General features: G+C 68.2%; 24 protein-coding genes. 2 read left to right on the top strand and 22 right to left on the bottom strand.

Going from position 1 to position 26,748, the window contains the following annotated elements:
- Positions 1 to 173: 173 nt before the first annotated feature.
- The gene (locus BM142_RS05685; RefSeq protein WP_175527115.1) at positions 174 to 818 is read left to right on the top strand and encodes a TetR/AcrR family transcriptional regulator; all 645 of its coding nucleotides are present in this window, start codon (positions 174 to 176) and stop codon (positions 816 to 818) included.
- Between the two features lie 90 nt (positions 819 to 908).
- On the opposite strand, the gene BM142_RS05680 is transcribed toward BM142_RS05685, so the two are convergent.
- From BM142_RS05680 to BM142_RS05600, 17 genes are all read right to left on the bottom strand, one after another.
- Positions 909 to 2,108: an acyl-CoA dehydrogenase family protein gene (locus tag BM142_RS05680; RefSeq protein ID WP_217640591.1), complete on the bottom strand. Its 1,200-nt coding sequence runs from the start codon at positions 2,106 to 2,108 to the stop codon at positions 909 to 911.
- Positions 2,109 to 2,186: 78 nt separating this feature from the next.
- Complete coding sequence (locus BM142_RS05675; RefSeq protein WP_175527114.1) at positions 2,187 to 3,212, bottom strand: phosphotransferase family protein; 1,026 nt, start codon at positions 3,210 to 3,212, stop codon at positions 2,187 to 2,189.
- Positions 3,213 to 3,368: 156 nt separating this feature from the next.
- Entirely contained in the window at positions 3,369 to 4,955 is a 1,587-nt protein-coding gene (locus BM142_RS05670; protein WP_092195782.1) for a class I adenylate-forming enzyme family protein, read from the bottom strand.
- Positions 4,956 to 5,069: 114 nt separating this feature from the next.
- Positions 5,070 to 6,113: a zinc-dependent alcohol dehydrogenase gene (locus BM142_RS05665; protein ID WP_092195781.1), complete on the bottom strand. Its 1,044-nt coding sequence runs from the start codon at positions 6,111 to 6,113 to the stop codon at positions 5,070 to 5,072.
- 124 nt (positions 6,114 to 6,237) lie between these two features.
- A complete protein-coding gene (locus tag BM142_RS05660) occupies positions 6,238 to 7,272 on the bottom strand; it encodes an LLM class flavin-dependent oxidoreductase (RefSeq protein WP_092195780.1) in 1,035 nt (344 codons plus the stop codon).
- Between the two features lie 152 nt (positions 7,273 to 7,424).
- Positions 7,425 to 7,685, bottom strand: coding sequence for a hypothetical protein (locus BM142_RS05655; RefSeq protein WP_092195779.1), 261 nt, complete (start codon positions 7,683 to 7,685; stop codon positions 7,425 to 7,427).
- Between the two features lie 36 nt (positions 7,686 to 7,721).
- On the bottom strand, positions 7,722 to 9,692 hold the full coding sequence (locus tag BM142_RS05650; protein WP_217640590.1) for a hydantoinase B/oxoprolinase family protein: 1,971 nt from the start codon (positions 9,690 to 9,692) through the stop codon (positions 7,722 to 7,724).
- A 14-nt stretch (positions 9,693 to 9,706) separates the two neighbouring features.
- Positions 9,707 to 11,809: a hydantoinase/oxoprolinase family protein gene (locus BM142_RS05645; protein ID WP_092195778.1), complete on the bottom strand. Its 2,103-nt coding sequence runs from the start codon at positions 11,807 to 11,809 to the stop codon at positions 9,707 to 9,709.
- Between the two features lie 267 nt (positions 11,810 to 12,076).
- Positions 12,077 to 12,367, bottom strand: a complete 291-nt coding sequence (locus tag BM142_RS05640) for a hypothetical protein (protein ID WP_139228776.1) — start codon at positions 12,365 to 12,367, stop codon at positions 12,077 to 12,079.
- A 123-nt stretch (positions 12,368 to 12,490) separates the two neighbouring features.
- On the bottom strand, positions 12,491 to 13,009 hold the full coding sequence (locus BM142_RS05635) for a glycine/sarcosine/betaine reductase selenoprotein B family protein (protein WP_092195776.1): 519 nt from the start codon (positions 13,007 to 13,009) through the stop codon (positions 12,491 to 12,493).
- Entirely contained in the window at positions 13,006 to 13,785 is a 780-nt protein-coding gene (locus tag BM142_RS05630; protein ID WP_254790563.1) for an ABC transporter ATP-binding protein, read from the bottom strand. The genes BM142_RS05635 and BM142_RS05630 overlap by 4 nt, the downstream gene beginning before the upstream one ends.
- Before the next feature lie 104 nt (positions 13,786 to 13,889).
- Positions 13,890 to 15,137, bottom strand: coding sequence for an ABC transporter substrate-binding protein (locus tag BM142_RS05625; RefSeq protein ID WP_092195775.1), 1,248 nt, complete (start codon positions 15,135 to 15,137; stop codon positions 13,890 to 13,892).
- Between the two features lie 83 nt (positions 15,138 to 15,220).
- Positions 15,221 to 16,231, bottom strand: a complete 1,011-nt coding sequence (locus tag BM142_RS05620) for a branched-chain amino acid ABC transporter permease (protein ID WP_217640588.1) — start codon at positions 16,229 to 16,231, stop codon at positions 15,221 to 15,223.
- A 48-nt stretch (positions 16,232 to 16,279) separates the two neighbouring features.
- Complete coding sequence (locus BM142_RS05615) at positions 16,280 to 17,164, bottom strand: branched-chain amino acid ABC transporter permease (RefSeq protein WP_092195774.1); 885 nt, start codon at positions 17,162 to 17,164, stop codon at positions 16,280 to 16,282.
- Complete coding sequence (locus BM142_RS05610; protein ID WP_092195773.1) at positions 17,161 to 19,161, bottom strand: AMP-dependent synthetase/ligase; 2,001 nt, start codon at positions 19,159 to 19,161, stop codon at positions 17,161 to 17,163. Before BM142_RS05610 ends, BM142_RS05615 begins: the two co-directional genes overlap by 4 nt.
- Entirely contained in the window at positions 19,158 to 19,880 is a 723-nt protein-coding gene (locus BM142_RS05605) for an ABC transporter ATP-binding protein (RefSeq protein ID WP_217640587.1), read from the bottom strand. The genes BM142_RS05610 and BM142_RS05605 overlap by 4 nt, the downstream gene beginning before the upstream one ends.
- Before the next feature lie 210 nt (positions 19,881 to 20,090).
- Positions 20,091 to 21,128, bottom strand: coding sequence for an LLM class flavin-dependent oxidoreductase (locus BM142_RS05600; RefSeq protein WP_092195771.1), 1,038 nt, complete (start codon positions 21,126 to 21,128; stop codon positions 20,091 to 20,093).
- Positions 21,129 to 21,219: 91 nt separating this feature from the next.
- Here BM142_RS05600 and BM142_RS05595 point away from each other — a divergent pair, with 91 nt between their 5' ends.
- On the top strand, positions 21,220 to 21,891 hold the full coding sequence (locus BM142_RS05595) for a TetR/AcrR family transcriptional regulator (RefSeq protein WP_175527113.1): 672 nt from the start codon (positions 21,220 to 21,222) through the stop codon (positions 21,889 to 21,891).
- Positions 21,892 to 21,926: 35 nt separating this feature from the next.
- On the opposite strand, the gene BM142_RS05590 is transcribed toward BM142_RS05595, so the two are convergent.
- From BM142_RS05590 to BM142_RS05570, 5 genes are all read right to left on the bottom strand, one after another.
- Entirely contained in the window at positions 21,927 to 22,715 is a 789-nt protein-coding gene (locus tag BM142_RS05590) for an SDR family NAD(P)-dependent oxidoreductase (protein WP_092195769.1), read from the bottom strand.
- Between the two features lie 67 nt (positions 22,716 to 22,782).
- A complete protein-coding gene (locus BM142_RS05585; RefSeq protein ID WP_256381279.1) occupies positions 22,783 to 23,751 on the bottom strand; it encodes an MBL fold metallo-hydrolase in 969 nt (322 codons plus the stop codon).
- Between the two features lie 316 nt (positions 23,752 to 24,067).
- Positions 24,068 to 24,553 (bottom strand): MaoC/PaaZ C-terminal domain-containing protein, encoded by a 486-nt coding sequence (locus tag BM142_RS05580; protein WP_217640585.1) that lies wholly within the window; start codon positions 24,551 to 24,553, stop codon positions 24,068 to 24,070.
- Entirely contained in the window at positions 24,550 to 25,530 is a 981-nt protein-coding gene (locus BM142_RS05575; protein WP_092195766.1) for a TIGR03617 family F420-dependent LLM class oxidoreductase, read from the bottom strand. The genes BM142_RS05580 and BM142_RS05575 overlap by 4 nt, the downstream gene beginning before the upstream one ends.
- 103 nt (positions 25,531 to 25,633) lie before the next feature.
- Positions 25,634 to 26,563: a phosphotransferase family protein gene (locus BM142_RS05570; protein WP_175527112.1), complete on the bottom strand. Its 930-nt coding sequence runs from the start codon at positions 26,561 to 26,563 to the stop codon at positions 25,634 to 25,636.
- Positions 26,564 to 26,748 lie beyond the last annotated feature (185 nt).

Here is a 26,748-nt window from a genome sequence, read left to right as displayed (position 1 = left end):
GAGCACCTGTCGATCACCCGACAACCGACGGGCGTTCTCAGCCGTCCGGGCGGGGCGCAGGGGGTAGAGCAGGGGCGACTCATTCGGCCGGTCGAACACCATGTCGGGCCTTGATGTGTACCGACCGGTACGCTCACATTTGGCAGCCGTGGGGAGAACTCCCGGGACATGCAATGTCGGAGGACGCGGACGCTATGAGCGGTATACCAGTTTCGAAAAACCGTCAGCACGAGGAAACAACTGGGGAGAGGATCCTGCGGGTCGCTGCCGAGAAGTTCGCAGAGAAGGGCTATCACGGGACCGGCGTGGCGGAACTCGGCGATGCCGCCGGTATCAAGCGCGGAGCCCTCTACTACCACATCGGGTCGAAGGAGGACCTACTGTTCCGCCTGTCCCGACGACACGTTGAAGAGGCCCTGGCACGGGGCCGAGCCGTGATGGCGAATGCCGTGGGCGCGGTCGGTAAGTTCAGGCTTCTCGTACGGGAGCATCTCCGCACGCTCGCTGAGCGGCGGTCAGAAGTCATCGTCGTGATGCATGAAATGCACGCGCTGACCGGCGAACGGGCCGTGCAGCTCAAGGCGCTCCGCTCGGAGTACGAAGAGCTGTTCGCAACCGTCCTCCAGGAGGGGGTCGAGGAAGGCGCCTTCCGCAGCGCTGACCGCATCGAGGTCCTCGGAGTCCTGAGCATGCTCAACTACACCTACGTCTGGCTCGACCCGAATGGTCCCGTTTCGGTGGACGAGATCGCCGATCGGCTGGCCGACCTCATCCTGCACGGCGTCCAACTGCCACAGCGGGACACACCTGCGGCGTAGAGCCGCACGCGGCCGCCCCACAGGCCCCAGCAGGGTGCCTCTTCATGGGGCCGGGGGCCCAGCTCCGCCGCCGTTGCGGGACCGCTCGCGTCATAGTTGCGCTGCGGCTCCAGGCTTGCCGATGATGCTGCGCGCCAGCGCCCAGCGGTGCACTTCAGATGGCCCGTCGTAGATGCGGAACGCACGAATGTCCCGGTAGATCCTTTCGATCACCGTCTGGTCGGTGACGCCACGCCCCCCGAGGACCTGGACGGACCGGTCCACGACGCGGCCGAGCGCCTCGGAGCAGTAGACCTTGGACATGCTGGTCTCGGTCCGGGCCTGCTCGCCCCGGTCGAGCAACCAGCAGGCCTGCCAGATCAACAGCCTCGAGGCGTGCAGATCCATCTCGTTGTCCGCCAGCATGAACCCGACCCCTTCGTGGTCGCCTAGCCGCTTGCCGAAGGCATGACGCTCGCGGGCGTAGCCGACGGCGATGTCGTGGCAGCGGCGCGCCGCACCGAGCCAGCGCATGCAGTGCGTCATGCGGGCCGGCCCGAGCCGAACCTGCGCGTAGCGGAAGCCTCGGCCCAGCTCACCCAGGATCTCGTCCTGGCTGACATGAACATCCTTGAAGTCGACGGTGGCGTGGCCGCCCGGCGAGTTGTTGTCCATGGTGTTGAGCTGGTCCACCATCGTCATGCCCGCTCGGCCGCTCTCGAACAGGAACATGCTGGCTCCCAGGTCGTTACCCCCGTCGTCCTCGGTTCTGGCCATGACGATGACGAACGCTGCTCCGGGAAACCCTGTGATAAGCCATTTGCGGCCATTGATGACGTAGCCGCCCGCGCCGTCCGGAGTGGCAGTGGTCCGCATGAGCTGAGGATCCGATCCGGCTCCTCCGTCCGGCTCCGTCATGCAGAAGGCCGACCGCTGCCTCCCAGAGACGAGTGGGCGTAGGTAGCGCTCCTTCTGTTCCGGGGTGCCCACCTGCTCCAGCAGATTCGTGTTGCCCTCGTCCGGTGCCTGCACGTTGAGTGCGAGCGGGCCGAGCGGGGAGTAACCCGCCTCTTCCAGCAGCAGCGCCCTCCCCCGGTGATCGAGCCCGAGGCCACCCCACTCGGCGGGAGCATGCGGAGACAGCAGGCCGGCTGCCCGCCCCTCCGCCACCAGTTGGAGCCGCAGCTCGTCGCTCGGGCCGTGGTGGTCCTGCCGCGGGTCGAGCTCCTTCGGGATGACCACCTCTCGAATGAACTCCCGCGCTCTGCTCTGAAGCTTTTCGAGCTCGGGATCCAGCGCGAAATCGATCACAGGGGTCCTCCTGAGAAGTTGGACGTTCGACAAGACGCACCTCAGCGTCCTGCCGTAGCGCTCACGGTGGTGACGTCTCTAACCCGCGGCCAGGTCGCGGCCGCGCGTGAACAGGGTGGTGACCGACGGCGCTATGCGCTGCCAGATCGGATCCGAGCGCCTACCGGTGCGGTGGAGCCGGACGTTGAACGCGGCGATGGCCCCGAACCGGAAGCACGCCATGGCGCGGAACCAGTCGAACGAGTCGACGGTGCGCCCGCTGGCATGCTCGTACATGGACCGCAGCGCCTCGGGTTCACTGCGCACCTGCATTCCGCGTACGTAGGTCGGCTCCCAGCAGGAGGGGTCGGTGAACATAGTCAGCCAGCCCAGGTCGATGAGCTGGGCCCCCAGCCCGGAGATCTCCCAGTCGACCACCGCGACGAGCTTTCCTTCGTCGTCGTACAGGACGTTGTTGGTCTGGAAGTCGCCGTGGAATATGCCGCACGGAGACCCCTCCGGGCAGCTTTCGAGCAGCTCGTCGCGCAGCTCCCGCCCAGCCCGCACCCAGGCCGGCTCGTCGGACTTGCCGAGGACCTCGTCCCAGAAGTACAGCTCGGACTCCAGCGACCTCGGCTCTTCCCAGTCGCGCAGCGTGTCTTCCCACGGGACTTCGTGGATCGCAGCCATGGCGTCGACTGCCTGCGCGAGAAAGGCATCGGTACCGCCGCAGGCTGCCCGGTGGCTCAGCGCGGCGTCCCACATGTGCAGTGGGCGGGCGTCGAGGCGCTGCTGGATGACTGCGTCGGTGCCGAACCAGACCGGATCCGCGGTCGACCACGTCACCGGAGCGACGGGGATGCCGCTGGCGTGCAGGCTCCGCAGCAGCGGCACCTGCCGAAGCACGTCAGTGTTCCCACGCCGCGTCACGCCCGGTGGGCTGAGCCGAACGACCAGTGGCCACCGGCGCGACGGGTCGCCGGGAACGACGACATCGAAGCCGAAGCTGAGTCCCGCGTTGCCCGGCATGGGCCAGACCTCGGGCACGTGCGCTGATGCGTCGTACTCGCAGCGCGCCCAGTGGAGCAGCCGGGCACCCATGACGTCGATGTCGGGGACGGACAAAGATGTGACCTCCGTTATCGCGATGACGGTCGGCCGGGCACGGCGCACGGGCAGGTCACAGCAGCTCGATTGCATAATGTCCGACATTCCGCGGTCCTGGCAGGTCCAGCCAGCGGGCAAGCCCTCGTCGCTTGGCAACTCACCACCGTGGGCGACCTAGCTCGTGGCCTTGCCCATGTGCTTAGAACGGTCCCAGGCCCGGCTCACATCCAGGTTCCGGTTGATCGTCTGGCGGTCGGTCTTGCCATTCGCCAGCTTGGGAAGCTCGGCGTCAGCCAGGCTGATGTAGCGCGGAATCTTCCAGTCAGCGAGCAGAGTGGAACACCATTCGATGATGCCCTGCTCGGTCAGGTCGTGCCCCTCGCCGACGCGAACCGTGGCGTGGACCTCCTCGGTATAGATCGGATCCTCCACACCCGACGTTATGCATTCCTCCACGGCGGGGTGGGCAGCGATGGCGAACTCCACTTCCTCGCCCGCGATGTTCTCCCCGGCGCGCTTGATGATGTGCTTGATGCGGCCGTGGAAGTACGCGCGACCGCGCTCATCCATGGCACACAGGTCGCCGGAGTGCACCCACCCGTCCTGCAAGGTCCGTGCGGTGTTGTCGGGGTCGTTGTAGTACTCGCGCATCACGTACGGATGACGGAAGCACAGCTCGCCGAGCTCACCGGCCGCAACGCGGTCCCCGTTCCCATCAACGATCTTGATCTCCCCGCTACCCAAGGGACCTCCGATCAGCTTGGGAGCCAGGTCCCCCTCGTGGGGGGCCGTGAGCGTGCCCAGCCCACATGTCTCCGTCATGGCCCACGTGGTGCACACCTCGACGCCGAACCGTTCACAGAAGTCCTCGGGCCTGATGTGGCTGAACACGATGCGCATGCTGTGCGCGCGGTCGTCTTCCCGCGCCGGCGCGGTCATCAGAATGGACAGCTGAGCCGGCATCATCAGCGTGATCGTCCCGCCCGACCGGTTGACCTGCTCCCAAAACGCGCTGCGGCTGAACGTCGGTTCCAGGGTGAATCGGGCACCGACCGCAATGGCCGGGGACAGCAGCATGTGCGTCGCCGCCGCATGGAACAGCGGCAGACAGGAGAAGAAGTTGTCCGCCTCGGTGGCCCCGAGACGGTCCGCGATCGCCCGGCCGGCCGCCACGAAGCCGTTGCTGGGCTGGACGACGCCTTTGGGCTTCCCGGTGCTCCCCGACGTGTACATGATGGCCATCGGATCGGCGGGGTCGATGCCGAGAGCGGGTGGACGTCCTTCATCCTCGCTCTCCAGGACCGCAGCGTCGAGCGGCTGCCCGTCGCCGCCGGCTTGCCGGAACCCTCCACCGAAGCTGAAGGCCCGCATCTTGTGGTCGATGCTGAATCCACCTCCGTCGGCGATGACGCCGTACCCTCGGTTGTCCGTGACGAGGACCGATGGCTCGCAGTGGCGCAGCACGTAGGTGATCTCGCCATGGGTGAGCGTCGGAATCATCGGCACCATCACCGCGCCGATCTTCTGGATCGCCAGTTGCAGACGCAGCAGCCGTATGTCGCTGGGGAGCAGGATGGCTACCTTGTCGCCTTGGCCCACCCCTTCGGCGAGCAGCCCGTTCGCCACTCGGTTCACAGACGCGTCGAACTCGCCGTAGGAGAACCGCTCTTGTCCGTAGACCAGGAATGGTGCGTCAGGATTGGTGTCGACGCGTTGTTCCCAGAAGGCGCGGACGGTGACGTTGTCGTTTGCCGGGATCATGTCAGCCCTTTCCGTTCGGTGCGGGACCGGCCCGCTTGGTCTGGGGTCCAGGTGTGGAGCACGCCTCGCGACCGAGGTCCGGAACACACCTCGCGACCGCGCCGGGCGCCTCGGTCATTCAGCGGTGATGACGACGCGGATCGCGGCGGAGTCCGGCTGTCGGAGGGCGTCCAGACCGATCTGGTACTCGTCCAGATCCAAGGTGTGGCTGACCGTGTCACCGAACGCCAACTGTCCGGTGCTCACCAAGCGGAGCAGGTCGGTGATGTCCTCGTTGGTGAAACCCAACGACCCCGTGAGCGTGAGCTCCCTCGCCACCAACGTCTCCTGCCGCAGACCCAGCTCCAACCGGTTCGGATGCACCCCGGCCACGACGCAGGTCCCGCCGGGTCGCAAGCAGCGCAAGCCCTGATCGACCACCGCAGCCGAACCGACGAACTCGAAAGCGACATCGACGCCTCCGCGCGTCTGCTCACGAACCCGCTGGATCACCTGGTCGTCGCGGGCATTGACGACGCTGGACACGCCCAGCCGCCGGGCGTTGGCGAGGGCAGCGTCGTCCACGTCGATGCCGATCACCTCGACCTGGTACAGCTGCTGCAGGATCATGGCTGCGTGGATGCCGAGTCCACCGAGTCCAAAGACGGCTGCGGTCTGGCCCTCTTGCACCCCAGACTTGCGGATCGCGTGCATCGGCGTAGCGATCGCGTCCGTGATGATGGCGCCCAACGGGAAGTCGATCTCGTCCGGCAGCGGGATGACATTGCCGGCCGGGACGGTGAAGTAGTCGGCATGCGCTCCATCTCGGCCGAGGCCGAGAATGCTGAGCCGTTCGCACAGGTTGAGCTTCCCGTGTCTGCACAGCCCGCACGACCCGCATGCGACCAAGCCGTTGACCACGACGCGCTGACCGGTCGACAGAGAATCGACTCCGGCGCCGAGCGCATGCACCACACCGGAGGGCTCGTGGCCCATCGTCATGGGCAGATGCGCCGTGCGCGTGGAGCCCTCGATCACGTGCAGATCCGAGCCGCAGATGCCGCATGCCCGCATCGCGATGAGCACCTCTCCCCCGCCCGGCTCGGGGACCGGCACCTCCACCAGTGACGGGTCCACGCCCACGCTGTCGAGGCGGACTGCTCGCATCAGGCCCTGCACAACCAGCTCCTTCACCCCGTTGCCGCGGCTGGACGCCGCGCCCGGCAGATACCGACCGGTTCATCACGCTGAGAAGTCCTCACCTGTGTAGCGTCCGGTCGTACACAGTCGGCTCGTGCTGTTGTCACACCGCCAGACTGCCCAGCTCCTTCAGCAACAGGTAATGCGAGGACATGACGTCCTGCTCCGACACCCGGAACGGAAAGAGCGTCAGCGAGGGAAGAGCCTCCCCCGCCAGATGGCGGCGCAGCTGGTCGCGGCATTCGGCCGGCGTGCCCGCGACGGCGAACCTCTCCAGCATGGCGTCGCTCACCCGCGCTTCGGCCGCGTCGTTCTCGTGCGCCCGGATCAGCTGGCCGATCTCCTCTGCCAGCGGCCCGAATCCCTCGGCAGCGAACCGCTTCAGGTAGTGGGGGTACTGCGTGCAGTACGTGATCGACCGTCGTGCCAGCGAACGGGCGCGATCGCCGTCGTCGTCGCACGCCGCGATCAGGTGATAGGAGATCTCGACCTCGGCAGGATCCCGACCAGCTCGCGCGGCACCGACGGCGAGCCGCTCGCGCACGTCCACGAGGTGGTCCGGCGAGTACAGCGCCCCCACCATCACTCCGTCAGCGAGCTCGCCGGCCAGCTCCAGCATCTTGGGGCCGATGGCAGCGATGTGCAGTGGAACCGGGCGCACAGGAGCATCACCAAGGCTGTACTTGCGGATGGTGAACAGCTCCCCGTCATAGGAGAACGGTGCGGCACCAGCCGACGCATGCACCCCACGCACGATCTCCAGAAACTCCCGCATCCGGGTCATCGGACGCTCGTACGGCACGCCGAACCATCGCGGCACCACGAAGGCCGCACCGAGTCCGAGACCGAGCGAGAAGCGGCCGCCGCTGAGCTCCTGCAGCGCGCTTGCCTGCAGGGCCACCATGACCGGGTTGACAGGGAAGATCTGCATCACCCCCGTACCCAGCCCCATCTGCTCCGTGCGCATGGCGCACGCGGACAACGGCACGACCGTCTCCCGCCACGCCTCCATGGCGACGAACCGGCCCAGCCCGGTGCTCTCGGCGGCCTGCGCGAGGTCCGCCAGTTCGAGGGCCCCCAGGTTGCGGAGCCCCACTGCCAGCCCGAGCCGGTTCATCACCTGCGGCTCACTGTTCACCCGAATCGCTCCCTCTCCGGCGAAGGTGCTTCGCCGCACGAGCCCTGCACAAGGGTCGTCCGGACCGGACGACGCGACGGCCGCTCAATGGCCGGCGTGCGGCGAAGACCATGCCTCTCCTCGGGGTATCGATCCGGGTGACGTCCGGCGGCTCAGCCGGCCCGCGACGAGGGCCAGTCCAGCGTGGCCGACCGCCACGGCGGCCAGTGGTCGTCCGCGGTCGGCACGTCCACGGACAGGTGGTGGAAGCACGTCTGGCACTTGGTGACGATGCGCGGTCCGACGTAGTTGGCTACCGGATAGCGAGCCACGTCACCGGAACCGCATTGTGGACAGGTCGCCTCGACGGGGGTGCGTTGTACGTGCAGGAATTGCTCCGAGGGGGGCGCGAAGATCAGCCGTTCGACTCCCATGACGGTTGTCCTTTCAGTAGTTGCGGAGGGTTCGGGTCAGACGATCCAGTTGGTGGGACAGGCCGCCGGCACAGTCCACTTGCCGTCCTTGCGGGCGTCGGCCAGCTCGGCGCGCAGACGCGTCGTCGCATCGACGTCGACCTCGTCCGAGGAGGAGAGGACGACGCCGTAGGCACGCTCGACGAACTCCGGGCTGTACAGACCGGCCTGGACGTCCTCGAGAACCCGGTCCACCGGGCGCTCGAGCGGGTCGCCCCATCCGCCGCCGCCACCGAACAGGACCCGCAGGGCGTATCCCGGCTTCAGCTCCAGGCCGGCGACCTTCGCCGTCTGGTACCGGGCACCGCGGCCGAACACACCGTCATCCGCGACTGGCCGGCCCTGCCCGTCGAACACCCCGAAGAGCGGCTCGCACCCGCGAAGGTCGAACGGATCGAGCACCACCGACGGGTCGTCCCCCGGTACCAGCCAGGCGTAGAACGGAAAGCCTGAGCCACCGCCGTTGACGCCGGGGGCGCCCCGCTTGCTCCGGTCGCCGGTGATAGTGGCGTACGTCGTGGCCAGCGGCAGGAGCGTGAAGATGCCGCCGAATCCGCCGCGGTGGAAGCCGGCACCGGCCGAATCCGGCAGGAATTCGTGCATCAGCGGCACGATCGGGCTTTCCCGTTCGATGTGCTCCCACACCGAGGAGCGGCAGGCGCCGATCGCGGGCGTGACGCTCGTGAGCCCGTCCGACTTGTAGGTACCTCCCCACGCACCGCCCGGCAGGATGGCCCCGGCCCACGGGCCCTCGTGCCCATGACGGTCGTCGAACCCGCCGATCATCATCGCGGCGAAGTTGCCGCTGTCGGGCGCGACGCCGTGCTCGGGAAGAGCCATGCTCATCGCGGTGGTCATCATGTTGATGTTGCGACTGCCGATGTCGAGGTGGTTGGACACGCTCGACGGCGGAAGGGTGCACACCGCGCTACCGGCAGGCAGCAGGGCCTCGATCGGACGGAGGGTTCCGCTGTTCACTGGCGAGTGCGGGTCGAGGACCATCTTGATGCCCTGCACGCATCGGGTGCCCTCGATCCACGCCGTCCCCACGTTGCCCAGCGGCTGACGGCTGGTCCCCGAGAAATCGACCTCGATGGAGTCCCCGCGAACGCGCACCGTGGCCGCGATCCTCAACTCCTCGTCGGTAACGCCGTCCTCGTCGATGAAGTCCTCGACGGGGTAGTCGCCATCGGGCAGCGCGGCGATGGCCGCTCGCATCGACTGCTCGATGCGGTCCGTGCCGTACTGACCGCCGGCGCGCACCAAGGCGAGGCCGAAGCGGTCGACCAGCTCCCGAAGGCGCGCATCGCCCACGGCCAGGCAGCCGTAGAGCGCCCTGAGGTCCCCGAGCAGGCTGGACGGGACCCGGGTGTTCTCCAGGATGTAGTTGAACGCGGGGCGCACGGGGACGTCCCCCGCGTAGAGCAGCGTCGGCGGGAACTTCAGCTGCTCCTCGAAGTGCGTCTGGACGCCGTTGGCGAAACCGCCGGGAACGGCGCCGCCCAGGTCCAGGACGTGGGAGGTCGAGTGCAGCACGAACTCGACGCGCCCATCGATGATGATCGGCCGGAACAGGTTGACGTCGGACTGGTGGATGGCGCCACGCCACGGGTCGTTGACGAAGATCGTGTCCCCGGGCTGCAGCGACGCCTCGTCCCACTCCTCCATGAGGAAGTTGCACATGTGCTGCGCGGTGAAGGCGTGCTGCATGGCGCCTTCACGGGATGCGACGGTCTCCCAGCCTGCGTCCGTGCGCATGTGGATCGCCGCCGTGCAGTCCTGGATGTCACGCACGATCGGCGAGAACGAGCTGCGGACGAGTGACTCGTGCATGTCCCGCGCAACTTCGAGCAGGCCGTACCGGAGTGTCTCCAGCTCGACCAGCTCCGCGCCGTACCGGCGGGCGATGTCCTTGGCATCGAGATTCGAGAGATGCTGGTTGTCGTCGATGTCGATATCGATGGTCACGGTGCTCAATCCCCTCAGGCCTGGTCGAGCGTCAGCAGAAGTTCACCGGTGTCGGTGACTGAAGCGGTGGATCCGGCATTCACGACGGTGGTCGCGTAGGACTCGACGATGATCGCCGGACCGCTGACCGTCAGACCGCCGGACAGCTGCTCACGCGTGTAGACCGGCGAATCGTCGTGGACCTGGCCGGCGAGGCGAAGGCTCACCCGGCGCTGCGGCTCTGTCGAAACCGCTGCGGCCGATGGCCGGAACGCTGTCGTCATCTCCGGCCGGCGCGACACACCGGTCACCTCGAGCGTGCTCACCAGCACGGGGATCTCCTCGGCGCTGAATCCGTACCGCTGCTCGTAGAGCTCGTGGACCTGACGGAGCATCCTGCCGATGCTCTCCGAGTCGATCGTCCCGCTCTGGAGCGGGAGCCGGTTGTCCCAGGTCTGGCCGCGGTACATGGCGAAGAACGCCCGCTCGAACTCGATGGCATCCGCTGCGACGCCCTGTCGGCCGAGGTCCTCGATGATGTCCTTCTCCATCTCGCCGTAGGCGACCTCGAGTGCATCGGGGTCGTGGTCGGCGAGCGTGGTGAGCGGCGAACGGGCACGGGTCACGCGCAGATCGCTGGTCAGCAGCCCGAAAGCGGAGAACTCTCCGGGGCTCGCGGGGACGAGTACCTTCCGTGAGCCGAGCTCGCGTGCCACCCGGTCTGCCACCATCGGTCCCGCGGCACCGAAGGCCAGCAATCCGAAATCGCGCACATCCAGACCGCGGTAGGTCGAGATGGATCGGATCGAGCCGGCGATGTCGCTGCACGCCAGTCGGTAGGCCGCGTCGGCCAGCTCCTCCACGGACATGCCCAGCTGGTCGGCCACCGTTCCCAGCGCCTTGCGGGCGAGCTCCACTTCCAGTGTGATGGCCCCGCCGGCGAACAGGTCCGGCTGCAGCATGCCCAACGCCACACAGGCATCGGTGAGCGTGGGTTCGGTGCCACCGCGGCCGTAGCAGGCGGGACCTGGGGTGGAACCCGCCGACTGGGGACCGACGCGGAGATTGCCCACGGCATCGATGTGGACGATGCTTCCGGCGCCGGACCCGACGCTGTGGATGTCGAGGACCGGCATCGTCATCGTGAGGCCGTTCTCGATGGACCACAGGTCGGTCATCGGCGCCTCGCCGTCCTGCACGACGGCGATGTCGGTGCTGGTGCCGCCGACGTCCATCGTGAGCAGATTCGGGCTCTTCGCCGTACGGGCGAGGTGCACCGCGCCGTTCACGCCACCGACCGGCCCAGAAACCAGCTGGAAGACGGGCGCCTTCGATGTCTCGGCGACCGTACCGATTCCGCCGTTCATCGTCATGATCCAGAGCGAGCCGGAGAAGCCCGTGCCGTCCAGTCCCTCGACAAGTCGCTCGAGGTAGCGGGTGACGATCGGGCCGACGTAGGCATCCAGGGCGATGGTCGCCGTCCGCTCGTGCTCCTTCGTCACCGGGTAGAGGGCTGACGTCTGCACATAGGCCTCGGGAAGCTCCTCACGCACGATGGCGGCTGCGCGCTGCTCGTGCTCCTGTGAGATGTAGGAGTTCAGGAAGCACACGGCAACGGACTCGATGCCCTCGTCGCGGAGCTTGCGGGCGGCCGTGCGGACCTGGTTCTCATCGAGTGGGAGCACCTGCGTGCCGTCCCACCCGATCCGCTCGACGATCCCGTAGCGGTCCTGTCGCTTGACGATCGGCCGGGCCTGGTGGGGACGCAGCCAGCTCGGATCGTAGAAGTCAGGGCCGAACTCGCGGTCCTGCCGTCCGATGTCCAGCAGATCGCGGTGACCCGCCGTGGCGAGCAGGGCGACACGAGCACCCGTCCGACTGAGCACGGCGTTGATGCCGCTGGTGTGCCCGTGCACGATCTCGGCGACATCGCCGATGGGGACCCCCGTCTCGCGCAGCGCCGCGATGACGCCTTCCTCGAGCCGAGGCTTGGTCGTGAGCACCTTGTGCTCCCGCGTTTCACCGGTCTCCCGGTTGATGCCCACGACGTCGGTGAAAGTGCCACCCACGTCGATGCCGAACCACCAGGGCCCTCGAGTCGGCACGTCTACCACGGACCTCAACTCCTTCTGCTGCATCTCGACATCGCAAGAAAGGTCACCCTGCGCGCACCACTTCTCCGCAGCAGGACGTACTGACTGATCGGTACAGACCGAGTTTGTCGAGTGCCCCCGACCGTGTCAACCCTGTTAGTTTCTTCACAGCGGGCGCCGTCAGCGAGACCGTCGAGCCGTCTGCCAGAAGCTCCTGCACCAGGGGCAGGAGCGCCGACAGGACCTTCTGCGGCCCGCCTCTGGGGCGCCAGCCCAAGGGGTTGGAACGACCGCTGCGGGGGCGCCTACCCCTCACTGTCCATCGATGCCCAGGCAGAGTCGGCAGCGCCCGGCGCGGTGGACTTCCTCGGCGGCCGCACGGTCGTCGTCGCTCTGATATTGCGGCGTGTCGTCCCGTGGCTTCCGCGTCTCGCCGGCGTCCGCGCGTTTCCAGGAACGGTCGCCGGGCCAAGCCAGGTCCAGGTCGATGATCGTTCCTGGGCTTCGTACCCGCTCGAGGCAGTCGAGCGCCGCTCCCACGATGGCGGTCTGGGCGATCGGGTCGCCGGGGGGCCCCGCGGTGTGGCCGAGGGGGAAGTCCACGAACACGCTCCGTGGAGGACGAACGGCAGCGGTGATGGTCCGCGCACTCGAGAGCGTGACCGTGGGGATGCCGGCGGCTTCCAGATGACGCGCGATCAGTCCAACTGACTGATGGCACACCGGCTAGACGGGCACCAGCAGGGCGGCGTCGATGCCTTCGGCCAGCATGTGGCGGGCGAGTTCGGGAGCGAGTTGCTCCCGAACCCGGCGCGCGGAGTAGATGCCGCCCATGAAACCGAAGGCGGTGGGCGCTAGCGCGCCGATCCGCCCCTGGGACACGAGGTGCCGCAGCGGGTCCAACGGCAGGACGCAGTTGGGATCGCGGCGTGCGTCAGTGGTGTCGTACGCGAAGTGGGTCACCCGGAGCTCCGAGGTCGGCACCGCGGTGTCGATCGCCCGGAAGCTCGTGTCGTCCTTGTAGTGGAAGGCCACCTGGCCGACGCGGTACACGCCTCCGGAAGAGGCGAGGCCGAGCCGGCACTCCGACAGCGGCTTCGACAGCTCCGCCATGGGCGGGTCCTCGTCGCTGTGCACCCATGCATAGGGCCGGTAGCCCAGCTTGGTGTACGTGTCCCGCGTGCGGGCGATGTAGTCGACCGGGGCCGGGTCGCCCTCGCCGGCGTCCACGCCGTCGCCGCTCACCCCAGCCACCGCTTGCGACGGCGGTAGTGCTTGATGTCGCGGAAGCTCTTGCGCTCACCCGTGGCGCCGAGGCCCAAGTAGAACTCGCGGATGTCCTCGTTGGACCGGAGGCTCTCCGCCGTGCCGTCCAGCACGATGCGCCCGTTGTCCAGGACGTACCCGTAGTCGGCCAGCGCCAGGGCCGCGGCGGTGTTCTGCTCCACGATCACCAGCGCCAGATCCTCCTGACGGAGCCGGTGCAGGATCGAGAAGATCTCCTCCACCATCAGCGGCGCCAGGCCGAGTGACGGCTCATCGATCATCATGAGCTTCGGCCTGGCCATGAGCGCGCGGCCAATGACGAGCATCTGCTGCTCGCCGCCGGAGAGGTAGCCGGACGTCCGGCCGCGCAGGTCGGCCAGGCGCGGGAAGTACTCGTAGGTCAGCTCGAGCGACTCCTTGGCGTCCCTGCTGCGCTGGAGGTGCCCACCGGCCACGAGGTTCTGCTCGACCGTCATGTGCTCGAGGACCTTGCGGCCCTCCATCACGTGGAGGATGCCCCTGCGCACGGTCCGTTCCGCCGCGAGCGTGTCGATCCGCTCGCCGGCGAACCGCACCTGCCCCGCACTGACGAGGCCCTCCTCGGTCTTGAGCACCCCCGAGACCGCCTTGAGAGTGGTGCTCTTGCCGGCGCCGTTGGGGCCCAGGAGCGCCACGCAGCCACGCTCGGGCACGATGATGTTGATGCCCTTGAGAACGAGGATCACGCCGCTGTAGGTCACCTCGACATTGCTCAACTCCAGCAGAGGTGACCCACCCGGCCCGCCGGAGCTCTCGGTCGATGGCGCGGAGCCGGAGGCGCCCTCGGTGAGGGCACCCCCGGGCCGTGCTCCTGGGCCTGCTACCACTTCTCGAGCTCCGGGATCTCGTGGTCCAGTTCCGCCCGCGCGTACTCCCCGTCCTCGATCGTGCCGATGCTGGTCGTGAGTCCGGACGTCGGGAACGGCGCCTCTTCAGTCCAGTCGAGGGGCGGCAGGAACTCGAACAGGTCCTCCGCGGTGAGTTCGACGTCGAGCAGGGCGTCGTACATCGCCTGCCCGGTCAGGTTCTCCGCCCCCACCATCTCCACGGCGTGCTCCACGGTGCGGTTCGCGTACAGCTGGTGCGCGATCCCCTGGACAGTCGGGACGGTCCACTCCGCCTCGAGGCCGTAGTCCTCGACCAGCATCTGGTAGAAGTCGTACGCGGTGCCCTCCTGAGCAGCAGGGACGACGAAACCGTACGACTCGTAGTCGCCCTCCAGCTCCTCAATGCCGCCGGCGGCCGCACCGGTCGCCTGCAGGCTGTTGTGCGAGCTCAGCATGATCGGAATCTCGACGCCGAGAGATTCCAGTGCCTGCTTGGTCACGACCGCCTGCGTCGTGTTCGTCTGGATGATGATCACGTCGGCCTCGGCGTCGACGATCCGGCTCACCTGACTGTTCAGAGCGGCGGGCTGCACGTCGGCGAACTCGACCGCGACGACCTCGGCCATGTCAGGGAAGTCCTCGGCGAAGGCTTCCATCCCGTCGACGATGTCGACGTAGGCAGGCGCCGCCTCGGAGGAGATCATGGCGACTCGAACCGGCCGGTCGAGGCCTCGGTCCTCCTTGAACCAGTCCACGAACCCGGTGGCCTCGTGCGCGTAGGTGGCCCGCGGGTTGAACACCCATTGGTCCGCCGACCAGGCATAGCCGTAGCCGGCGGTGTTCATCAGCAGCGGGACCTGGTCCTGCGGAAGTCGCTGCTGGAGCGCCGCGACGTCGGGGCCGCCGACGCCCATGGCCATGATCGGTTCGAGCTCGGACAGGATGCCCGGCCAGAGGCTGGCTACCTGAGCGGCGTCGTAGCGGTGGTCGTAGGGCTCACCGGCGAGCTGCACGCCGATCTCGCTGCCGACCGTCTCGTTCCACCACTCGTTGGTGGCTTCACGGGCGGCCTGGAGCTCGTTGTACACGTCGGCGTACGGGCCGGAGAAGTCGACGAGCCAGGCCTGGTTGTACGTCGTACCCCCCGCGCCGGCGTCACCGCCGGAGTCCTCGTCCCCTCCGCCGCAGGCGGTGAGCAGGGTCGTTGCCGCCACCGTGGCCGCGAGTGCACGGCCGTTCATTCTTGTGACCACTGTGTTCTCCACTTCTAGAGATTCGCTGGGGCGTGCATGGGATCGCGCTGAAAAGGCCGGTCAACAATCCATCAATGCGGATATGGCCAGAGTCTGAAGGCACGTTTGAGGATGTTGAACCGGTGCATCACGCCTCGCGGTTCGAGGATGAGCATGAGCGCGATCGCGGCTCCTAGGATGATGTTGACGCTGGCGAACACGACGCTGCTGCCCAGCGCCGGGAAGATGTCGGCGACCGATGGCCCGACCGAGGTGAGAATTTCCTGAGCGGCCCGGATCAGGAACACGCCGACGAACGCTCCCGCCATGGAGCCCAGACCACCGACGATGACCATTCCCATGTAGTAGACCGAGTTGAAGAGGCTGAACTGGTCGACTGCCACGAATCGGATGTAGTACGCCCACAGAGCACCGCCGACGCCCGCGTAGAAGGCACCGACGAAGAAGGCCGTCGCTTTGGCCCGCACGACGTTCACACCCGTGAAGCCGGCCGCGAGGTCGTCGTCACGGACGGCGACAAAGGCGCGCCCGTGCCGGCTTCGGGCGATGCCGTAGGCCCCCACGGTCATGATCGCGGTGATTGCCAGGATCAAGAAGTACATCCGGTTGTCGGTGTTGAACACGAATCCGAAGACCGAGGCGGTCTCCACCCGGAGTCCCTGGGCCGCGCCGGTCCAGGACGCCGGCAGGTTCAGGATCGCGAACACGAAGATGAACTGCGCCGCGATCGTCGTTAGGGCGAGGTAGAAGCCCCGGATCCGGACCGCCGCCAGCCCGAAGATGGCGCCGAACAGTGCCGCGACGAGGCCCGCGAGCGGAACCGTCACCAGGAAGGGCCACTGCTGCCCCGATGACAGCGCGGCAGCGGTGTAGGCCCCCATTCCCATGAATGCGGCCTGCCCGAGGTTCACCTGCCCGGCCAGGCCCGTGGTGATCTGCAGGCCCAGCACCACCACCGAGGTGATCAACATGATGTTGGCGATGGCGACGTAGCGCGGGCCCAGGATGGTGGGGACGAGGAGCAGCGCCAGCACGAAGAAGCCGAGGGCCGCCCCCTGCTTCCACGTCCGGAAGATGGCCATGTCCCGTACGTAGCTCTGGGCGAAGACGCCCGCCGGTTGCATGGACATCTAAACCCTCTCGACAATTCGCCAGCCGAACAGACCCGACGGCCGAAGAAACAGAATTATCACCATGACCAGATACGGGAAGACGGCGGAGAAACTTCCGCCGACGACGGGGTCGATGTAGCCGGCCGCGAGGCCCTGGGCCACTCCGACGATGATTCCGGCCGGGATCAGTCCACCCACCGACTCGAGGCCGGCCAGCAGCGCGACCGGCAGGGCCGCGAAACCGATCTCGGCGACCAGGAAAGTGACCGACTTTCCGTTCAGGTAGAAGACGGCGCCCAGCGTCGACAGGACCATGCCCATGCCCCACGCGTAGGCGATGGAACGTCGGACCGAGATCCCCATGGACTGGGCGATCTGGTGGTCCTCGGCGACCACGGTCATCCGCAGACCCGGCCTCGTCCGGGAGAAGTACAGCGAGACGCCGATCGCCAGCAGGATCGTGAAGATGCCACCGTAGGCGAGTCCGCGGTTCAGCGTGATGTCCCCGAAGGTGATGGGCGCGGTGGAGATGAGGTCGGGGAAGGGCCGGACCGAAGGCCCGAAGATTACGAGTACCAGCCCGCGCAGGAGGATCAGCAGCCCGATCGTCACCATGACCATCGAGAAGGTCGACTGGCCCACCAGGCGCCGGAACAGGAGCGGCTCGATGATGAGTCCGAAGATCGCGGCTCCGATGAGAGCGAGCGCGAAACCGACGTAGAGCGGTAGCCCGAGGTCGAGGGTGAAGAACCAGACCAGGAATGCACCGACGACGACCAGCTCGCCCTGGGCGAAGTTGAAGACCTTCGACGCCCGGTAGATCACCACAAAGCCCATGGCGATGAGGGCGTACAGCAGGCCGAGCAGCGCCCCGTTCAGGGCGTACTCGATGAGCTGGATCACCGGACCTCCTCTCCGCCCGCAACGGGCTGGTCGACGTCGGTAGCTACGGTCGTCGCGCGAAGCGCGCCCTTGCGCCCGTCCTGATAGGTGATGGGGATCTCGACGTCGACGGTGGAGCTCCCGTCGTAGATGCCGTCGATGAGGGTCTTGTAGCGGACTTCGAGGAAGTCCCGGCGGAGCTTGCGGGTACGGGTCAACTCGCCCTCGTCGGCGTCGAGTTCCTTGGGCAGGTTGATGAAGCGCCGTACTCGACTTCCCTCGGGCAGCAGCTCGGTGATCCGGTCGATCTCGCGACGGATCAGTTCCCGGACCTGCGGTTTCTGGGAGAGGTCCTGGAAGGTCGTGTAGCCGATACCCCGCTCCTCGGCCCAGTTGCCGATCATCTCGCTGTCGATGTTGACCAGCGCCGCCACGAAGTCGCGGGTCTCGTCACCCAGCACCATGACGTCCCGGATGTAGGGACTGAATCGGAGCCGGATCTCGATGAACTGGGGCGGGAACGGCACGCCGGTGGCCAGCCGCCGCATGTCCTCAAGCCGCTCGAGGAAGACCAGTTCGCCGTCGTCGGTCTCGGTAACCGCGTCGCCGGTCATGAACCAGCCGTCCGGCGTGTACTTCGCGGCACTCTTCTCCGGCTGGTTGTAGTAGCCGGAGAAGCCGGCTCCGCCGCGCACCTGAAGCTCGCCTTCCTCGCTGATGCGCGATTCCAGCGGCGGCCCGACCGTGGGCCGCGTCTTCATCCAGTGGCCGACGGTCTCCACGTTGTAGGCGTCGCCTTGGTGCAGAGTGAACAACCCCATCTCACTGGTGCCGTAGATGTTGCGCAGGGGGACGCCCAGGGCGTGGAAGAAGCGGAAGACGTCCGGCGCCATGGAGGAACCGCCGGAGACGGCGAAGTGGGCCTTGATCAGGCCCAGCTGGTCCAAGACGGGGCGGAGCACGACCCAGCGGGCGAGCGCGTGGTTCAGCCGCGCCATCAGGCCGGGTTGCCTACCGTCGAGGCGGGCGACCTTGTAGGCGTGCCCGGCCTTGAGGCCCCAGCCATAGACCGCCCGGCGCACCCGGCCGGCCTCGGCCATCTTCCCCTGCACGGAGGCGGCGAGGCTCTCCCACTGCCGGGGGCTGAAGACCAGGGCGTCGACGGCCAACTCGCGGATGTTGTCCCGGACGGTCTCCGGCTCCTCCGGGAAGTTGACGACGAAAGGTACGACCAACCCCATCGTGACGCCGAAGATCTGCTCGGTGGCCCACGCCGGGGAGATGTAGCTGAGGTACTCGCTCCCGGGCTTGAGCGAGTGGGCGTCGAGCACCCGGTAGGCGTTGTCCAGCAGCATCCGGTGGGTGGTCACGACGCCCTTCGGGCGGCCCGTGGTGCCGGACGTGTAGCTCAGGACGGCGACGTCGTCGGGAGTGCCTTGGCCGACGATGCTCTCGAAGAGCTCGGGCTGGGCCTGGTGGACCGTCGCCCCCGCGGCCTGGACCTCCTGGAACGTCTTGAGCCGGGTGTCGGAGTAGGACCACATGCCGCGGTCGTCCCAGTAGACGACCGCTCGCACCTTGGGCAGCTGCTCGAGGATCTCGAGGATCTTGTCCACCTGCTCCTGGTCCTCCGCGACCACGACGACGGCCTCGGAGTCCTCGAGCAGGAACTTGGCCTCGTCCGGCGTGAGGTCGGGGTACATCGAGACGACCTTGCCGCCGAGCCCTTGGACCGCGTACTCGGTCCAGAAGTGCTCGACCTCGTTCTCCCCGATGATCCCGACGGTCTCTCCCCGCTGGAGCCCCAGTTCCCGAAGGCCGAGCGCGAAGTTCCGGACCTGGGTGACGACGTCGGTCCACGTGTGGGGGCGCCACAGCCCGAAGTCCTTGTCGCGCTGCGCGATGTCCGCCGGTCGACGACGCGCCTGGTCGAGCAGGATCTGCGGCAGGGTGCGGACCTCGGCGCCGGTCCCGGTCCCGGCGGCGGGGGCCGTAGCGGTCGAGCCGTGCGCGCTCAATGCGCCTCCCCGAGGTAGGCCTTGATGACGACCGGGTCGCCGCTGACCTCGGCGGGCGTGCCCTCGCTGATCTTGCGACCGAAGTCGAGGACGACGATCCGGTCGGCGATGTCCATGACCACGGCCATGTCGTGCTCGACGATGACGATGGGGATGCCGCGCGCCTCGCGGACGTCGAGGATGAATCGGGCAAGGTCCTCCTTCTCCTCCAGATTCATCCCGGCCATCGGCTCGTCCATCAGGAGGACCGACGGCTCCATCGCCAGCGCGCGGGCGAGGTCGACCCGCTTGCGCAGGCCGTAGCCGAGCTCACCGACGACCCGCTTGCGCACCGTGGTGATTTCGAGGAAGTCGATGATGTCCTCGACGAACTCCCGGTGCTGCACCTCCTCGCGCCGCGTCCACGGCACGTAGAGGAAGGCCTGCGCCAGGTTGGTCCGCATGTGGGAGTAGCGGCCGATCATGATGTTGTCGAGCACCGTCATCCCGGTGAACAGGTGCGTCCCCTGGAACGTTCGGCTCACGCCGAGCCGCGCGATCTTGTGCGTCGGCAGCCCTGAGATCACCTTGTCGCCGTCGAGCACGACCCGGCCCTGCTGAGGCCGGTAGAACCCGGTCAGGCAGTTCAGGAGCGACGTCTTCCCCGCGCCGTTCGGCCCGATGACGGCGAGCAGCTCGCTCTTGCGGAGCTCCATCGCGACGTCCTGCAGGGCCTTCACGCCGCCGAAGGAGAGCGACAGACCCTCGGCGCTTAGAGCGGGCGACGGTACGCGATCAGCGACTGTCGGCTGGCTGGCGGTTGCTGGCTGCACGAAGCGATCCCCCTGTCGGGTGAGGTGGCTCACAGGAGGCTGTTGCATAACTGACATCGGTGTCAAGAGTTTGCCGTGGGCGGCTGCAATCGAGGCCGTGTTGTGACTTGCCGCGCGTCACGCCTCTCGAAGGCGGGACGCCACGGCCAGCAGCCGCGCGGCACCGTCGCCCTCGCCGTCGGTGGCGGGCGCACCCTCGACCGAGACGATCGGGTAGAGGATGGGCGCCTCGAGCCCCGCCTCCCGGAACCGTGCGATCCCGCTCCTGACCGTCTGCTCGTCCCCGAAGACGGCGAAGGCGCCGAGGACCTCGTCGCTCAGCTGCTCGACCGCCCTGCTCCGCTCGCCGGCGTCCCAGCTCGCCGCGAAGCGGCCCACCTCGTCGCCGAACCCCTGCCGGGTCAGCGACCGCCGGTACACGTCGGTGCTGAGGTAGAACCCGGCGATGCGCCGGACGCGCGCGCGGGCACGGTCGAGGTCCTCGTCGACGAGCAGGGTGACGCGGCCGATGACGTCGACGGCGGCCGGTGCCCGGTTGCTGTCGGCGGCCGCGTTGCGCAGGACCTCCACTGCCTGGGCCACGCCCCGCGGCGTCATGTTGCCGAGGATCGCTCCATCGGCGTGCTGCCCGGCGAGGGTGAGCGCCCGCTCGCCCAGCGCCGCGAGGTAGAGGGGTGGCACCGGTGGCAGAGGGGTGGGCAGCTGGAGGCGGTAGCCGTCGAGGTGGACCTGACCGTGATGGGTCACCTTCTCGCCCGCCAGCAGTCGCCGCACGACGTCCACGTACTCCATGAGTCGAGCGAGCGGCCGCTCGTAGACCTCGCCTCGCCAGGAGGTGGCGATCGTGGGCGTGGAGGCCCCGAGACCGAGCCGGAACCGCCCGCCGGACAGCAGCTGCAGGCTTGCCGCCTCCATGGCGACGACCGCCGGCGCCCGCCCGAAGACGGGGACGATGCCCGTGCCGAGGGTTACCGAGCGCGTCGTCATGGCGGCTGCCGCGAGGCCCGTCACCGCGTCGCCGCCTCCGGCCTCCTCGCTCCAGAGCTCGGTGAAACCGAGCGCCTCCACCCCTCGGGCGACCTCAGGGAGATGCTCCACCCGGAGCCCGTTCTGCACCCCGAGGGTCATTCCGGCCCGCCGTGACTCTTTCGTCATCGGTAACCTCTGCAATCGATAGTGGTGGGCGCGGCCTGCCGGACGGGATGTGACCGCGAGCAGCTCTGCTCTCAGGACGATGGGGAATGCGATGACATCTCGGCCGGACCTGAGCCTGACGGAACAGCCACCGCCGACGGGCCAGCAGCGACGCACCGAGGCGACCAGACGGGCCCTGCTCGCGGCCGCGCGAACGGTCCTCAACGAGCACGGCTACGCGCGCGCGACCGTTGCCCAGATCGCCCGCGTCGCCGGCCGCGCGCACGGCACCTTCTACCTCTATTTCGAGAACAAGGAGGACATCTACTCGCTCCTGCTCGAGAACATGTGGACCGATCTCAAGGAGCAGTCGCGCAGCGTCTGGCGCCGGGACACCCCGCTGGAGAGCGTCCGCGTCACCGTCGCCCGCTACGTGTCCGGCTTCGCGGACAACGTCGACCTGTGGCTCCTGCTCGATCAGATGTCGGCCACCAATCCGCGCTTCACCCGGCTCCGCGACGACTACCGACGGCAGTTCGTCCGCAAGATCGAGCGCGGCATCGAGAGCTCCGGTGCCCGTGCCCGGATGGACGGCATGCAACCGGGGATCGTCGCCGAGCTCCTCGCCGGCATGGTGGACGAGGCCTGCACCGCCCGGTTCCTGAGGGGCCGCTCCTGGCCCCAGGACGTACTGGTCGACCACATCGTGACCGTGTGGGGCCGGACGGTCGGGTACCTGTCCAACGGGGTCCCCGCCGGTCCGGTCGCCGCCCCGGAGGAGTAGCACTCGTCCGAGCGTCGACGGGATCGTCCGGGACCTCATTGGGCGAAGGCGTAGCCACCGTTGACCGGGTACGTCTGACCGGTGATCCAGGACGCTGCGTCGGAAGCCAGGAACACTGCCATCGCCGACGCGTCCGACGGCTCGCCGAGCCGCTTGATCACGTAGCTGCGCAGCATCTTGTGCACCATCTCGGGGTCGCCCAGCAGCGGCTCGCTGGCGGGCGTGCGCATCGCCGACAGTGCGACGCAGTTGGCCGTGACCCCGTGCCGCCCGACTGCCTTGGCCAGCCCGCGCGTGAAGCCGGCCGCACCGGCCTTCGCCCCCGAGTAGACGACGAGGTTCGGCTCCCCGACCCGTCCCGCGTCCGAGATGACCGTGACGATCCGGCCGTATCCCCGAGACACCATCTCGGGGACCACCGCCCGGGCGCAGTTCAGGACACCGAAGAAGTTCGACCCGATCCACGGGGCCCATTCCTCCGGCCCGGTCTCCCAGAACGGCCGCGCATCGGAGATCGAGTGCTCGGGCCCGGCGTTCCCGGCGTTGTTCACCAGGATGTCCACCGGCCCCGATCCGTCGACCGCCGCCGCCACGCCTGCGAGTACGGCCTGGTGGTCGGTCACGTCGAAGGACACCGGGACGGCCTTGCCGCCGTCGGACCTGATCTCCTCCGCGACGGCTTCGGCCCGTTCCGGGAAGAAGTCGTTGACGATGACGGCGCCGGCGTTGTGCGCCGCGAGGTCGAGCGCGACCTGACGACCGACGCCTTGCCCGGCGCCGGTCACCATGGCCACACGGCCCTTCAGGTCCAGCAGATCCGACATGCCTGGTCCCTTTCGAGGAGTCACCGATCGGTGACGGGTGAATGCGGGTGCCGCCGAGGTCGACGGGTCACGAGGCCTGGTAGAGGCGGACCTCGCCATCCGTCGCGAAGGTGACGCGCCCCTGCGCCTGCAGGAGGTCGAGGTGGACGGCCGTCTCCGCGAGCGCCAGCAACTGGTTGAAAGCGTTGAGATCGCTCAGCGAGAGCTCCCGCCGCGTCCACCGGATCGCCTTGGCCACCTCCAGCCCCGTGTGGGCTCCGCCGCGGACGAAGGCGAGCACCTCCGCCAGCCGGATGTCGTGGTGCTCCAACAACTCGTCCACCCGCGCGTGGACGCTCGGCGACACCGGTCCGTGAGCGGGCAGCATGAGCGCGTCCGGGAGCTGCCGGACGCGTGCGAGCGACCCGAGGAAGTCGCTGAGCGCCGTCGGGGAGAGGACGGGCTCGAAGCCCACCGAGGGAGTGATGGTGGGGAGCACGTGGTCACCGGTGAAGAGCAACGCGTCCGCGGCGTCGTGGAAGACCACGTGTCCCGCCGTGTGCCCAGGCGTCGGCACGACGGACAGTGCTCGGCGGCCCGCGACCGCGACGTCGTCGGCCGCCAGCCAGGTGTCCGGCGACTGCCAGTTCTCCGGATCGGGCTGCACGAACGCCACCGCGGCCGTGAGTTCGTCGACGAGGGAGTCCGCTCCCATCATGGAGAGCAATTGCAGCTGCGGTTCGAAGGGGTGACGCTTCCCGGCCTGGAGGACGTCGAGCGCAGGCTGTTCCCCGCTCCCCAGGCTGATCGCCGTGCCGAATTCTCGACGGAGGAAGATCGCCTGCTCGTAGTGATCGCGATGCGCGTGCGTGACGAGGAAGCGGCGGGCGTCCCCCAGTTGGTAGCCCAGCTGGCGCAGGCCCATCTCCAGTTGCTCCCGCGCGGCGGCGATCGCCCAGCCCGAGTCGATGAGGACCGGACCGTCGTCGCCATCCACCACGTAAACGTTGACCGCGCGAAGACCGTCATCGGGCAGTGGGAGCGGGATCCGGTGCACCCCGGACGCCACCTCGAAGACGCCTTGGTCCGCCCAACCGTCTCTTCCGGCGCGTCCACTCACTGGTCACCCACCGAGGCTCGAGGCGGCTGCACGGGTCATGTTGACATGTGTATCAGTTATTGCCGACGGTGGGCGAGCCTGCGGCGCCTCGCCTCAGAGCCACCCGGAGTGAGGTCCGCCGAAGCACCTCGCCGCTAAATCTCCAGACCCGCTCACACGGGGTGGCCCCGGCAGTCGAGCCGGGGCGGGCAGCCCCCATCGGACCAGGAGCGTCCGGTGTCCGGCCGGGTTCTGGGCGGTGCCGCCCGTCCACCTACGGCGTGGCGGGCCTCATGAGGATGAGCGTCTCCATGGTCAGCGACATGACGACCGCACCGTGCTGGTTGGTTAGCTCGCCCCGAACCTGGAGAACGGCCCGTCCGCGGTCATCCTCGTCGATGGCGTCGACGACGAGGCGGCCGGTGAGCCGGTCGCCGGCACGAACGGGCACGAGGAAGCGCAGGTCGCGGATGCGCCGTCCGGCGATGACGTTCCAACGGGCGAAGTGCGCCTGGACGGCCAGCCGCTGGTAGACGGCCAGCGTGTGCACCCCGCTCGCGATGAGCCCACCGAAGTGTCCTTCGGCCGCGGCGCCCGCGTCCACGTGGAAGTACTGCGGGTCCCACACGCTCGCGAAGTCGACGATCTCGTCGGCGGTGAGGGTGTAGGCACCCGTCACGAGGTCGACACCCACCTCGATGTCCTCCCCGTAGAGGTCACGCACCTGGCCGGTCCGGGGTGCCGCCTGATCGCCGCTCACCTCAGCGCCTGCCCCGGCGCAGGCGGGTTGTAGAAGGAGATGCGATCTGCGACGCCTGCGTACCGGGCGCGGGCGACGTCGGCCGCCTCCGGCCACGTCTCGGCGACGATGCAGAATTCGTCGAGCATGTCGTCGGGCACTTCGGCCGCGATCTCGGCATGGCGACCGGCCCTGACGAGGCCCTGGAGTCGCTCCCCGACCCCGTCCCAACCCGCATGCTCCAGGACGCGTCGGTACGTCGGTGTCGAGCTGTAGAAGGCCAGCTGGCTGCGCACCGACTCCCGCATGCGATCAGCCGATTCCCCGGTACCGATCACCGTGAAGACCGTGACCGACAACGCGAACCGCTCGCGGTCCTTGGCCTGCACCGCCAGCCCCTCGGCGATGGCGGGTTCGGCGACGTCCCTGAGGTAGTCCACCGTGTGCAAGGGGTGCACGAACGCGCCATCGGCCACGGCCCCCGCCGTCCTGTACATGAGCGGCCCCAAGGAGGCCAGGTAGATCTCGGGCTCCGGGTGCTCGATCGGCCCGGGGTTGACGACGTCGGGCAGGAAATCCAGCGTGAAGAACTCGCCCTGGAAGTCGAGCGGGTGCACGCCCTGGAAGGCGCCCCAGATGTGGCGCACGGCGGCGACGTACTCGCGGAGCCGAGGCAACGGGGGGTCGTAGGCGCACGAGTAGCGGCGCTCGATGTGCTTGCGGACCTGACTGCCCAATCCCAGGATGAATCGGCCGTGGGGACGGTGCAGCTCCCACGAGGCGACCGCCGTCGTCATGGGGCTTCGCGTGAACGCGAGCGCGATGGAGCTGCCCAGGTCGATGTCGTTCACCCGGCTACCCGCGATGGCCAAGGCGGAGAACGGATCCTGGCGGGTTTCGGCGACGAAGAGCCCGTCGTAGCCAGCCGACCGCGCCTGGTCGACTCGATCCGGCATCTCGGCCAGCGACGCGGTGACGAGATTGAGGTCGAACTTCATCTGCCCTCCGAAGCGTGTGGGGTCCGGGGCCTCCGGGCACCGGGCCGCGAAGGAGCCCCGTGGATCGGGGTGGGTCCCACCGGTGATCCACCGGTCAGTACACCTAGCCGTCGAGTTCGCGCAGCAGCTGCACCCCCCGCCCGAGGAGGACGCCGACGGACGGCGCCATGGCGGCGTACAACTCGTCGATCCGCCGCCCCGTGCGGTGCAGGCGGTAGTTATAGGCGGCGATCGCTCCGAACCGATAGCACGCGAGAGCCTGGTACCAGTGCGGCCGGTCCACCTCGCCGCCGTCGGTGGCCTCGTAACGGCGCAGCAGATCCTGCGGCCGCGCCACGACGCGCATCCGGGCCCGGTAGCTCGGATGCCAGCACGTCGGGTCGCACATCATCATCAGCCAGCCGAGATCGAGTCCCTGGGGCCCTATCCCCGCGATCTCCCAGTCGACCACCGCGGCCACCTGCTCACGGTCGTCGAAGAGGATGTTGTTGGTCTGATAGTCGCCGTGGAAGAGGCCCGCACGGGGGGCGTGCGGCGCGGCGTCGGCCAGCTGCGTTCGCAGGTCACGGCCGGCCGCGAGCCGGGCGGCGTCGCCGGCGGACCTGAGCACGTCGCCCCAGAACGAGAGCTCCGTGTCGATGGAGCGGGGCTCCTCCCAGCCGGACAGCGATGCGACCGGCACCCGGTGGATCGCGACCAGCGTGTCCACCGCGCGGTCGAGCAGGACGGGCACCCTGGTCTCCGGCACGCCGGCGCTGAGCGATCCGTCCGTCATGTGCAGCGGAAGCGCGGGCACGTACTCCTGGACGAGCGCGTCCGTCCCGAACCAGTCCGGGTCGTCGGTCCACCACCGCACCTGCGCGATGGGCACCGAGTGCTCGTGGAGGGCGCGGAGGAGCGGGACCTGTCGAAGGACGTCCGTGTTGCCCCGACGGCGCACGCCGGGAGGCGCCAGCCGGACGACGAAGGTCTCCCGCCCGCCGTCGTCCTGCACCGTGGTGAAGCCGAAGCTGATGCCCGAGTTGCCGGGCATCGGTCGGATAGCCTCGACCCGGGCGTCCGGCCGGACGACCGCCCGTGCCCATCGCTGGAGGAGGGGCCGGATCGTCTCGGCGTCGAAAGTCCTAGGCGAGCCAGGCATCGACAGCCTCCGCCTCCCCCGCCGGAGCGGCAGGGTGCCCGGCGGTACCGGCCGGGGGTCGCGACCGGCGTGCCCGG

Source organism: Blastococcus tunisiensis (assembly GCF_900112815.1).
Taxonomy (GTDB): domain Bacteria; phylum Actinomycetota; class Actinomycetes; order Mycobacteriales; family Geodermatophilaceae; genus Blastococcus_B; species Blastococcus_B tunisiensis.
This window is presented reverse-complemented; position numbering and strand designations above follow the sequence as displayed.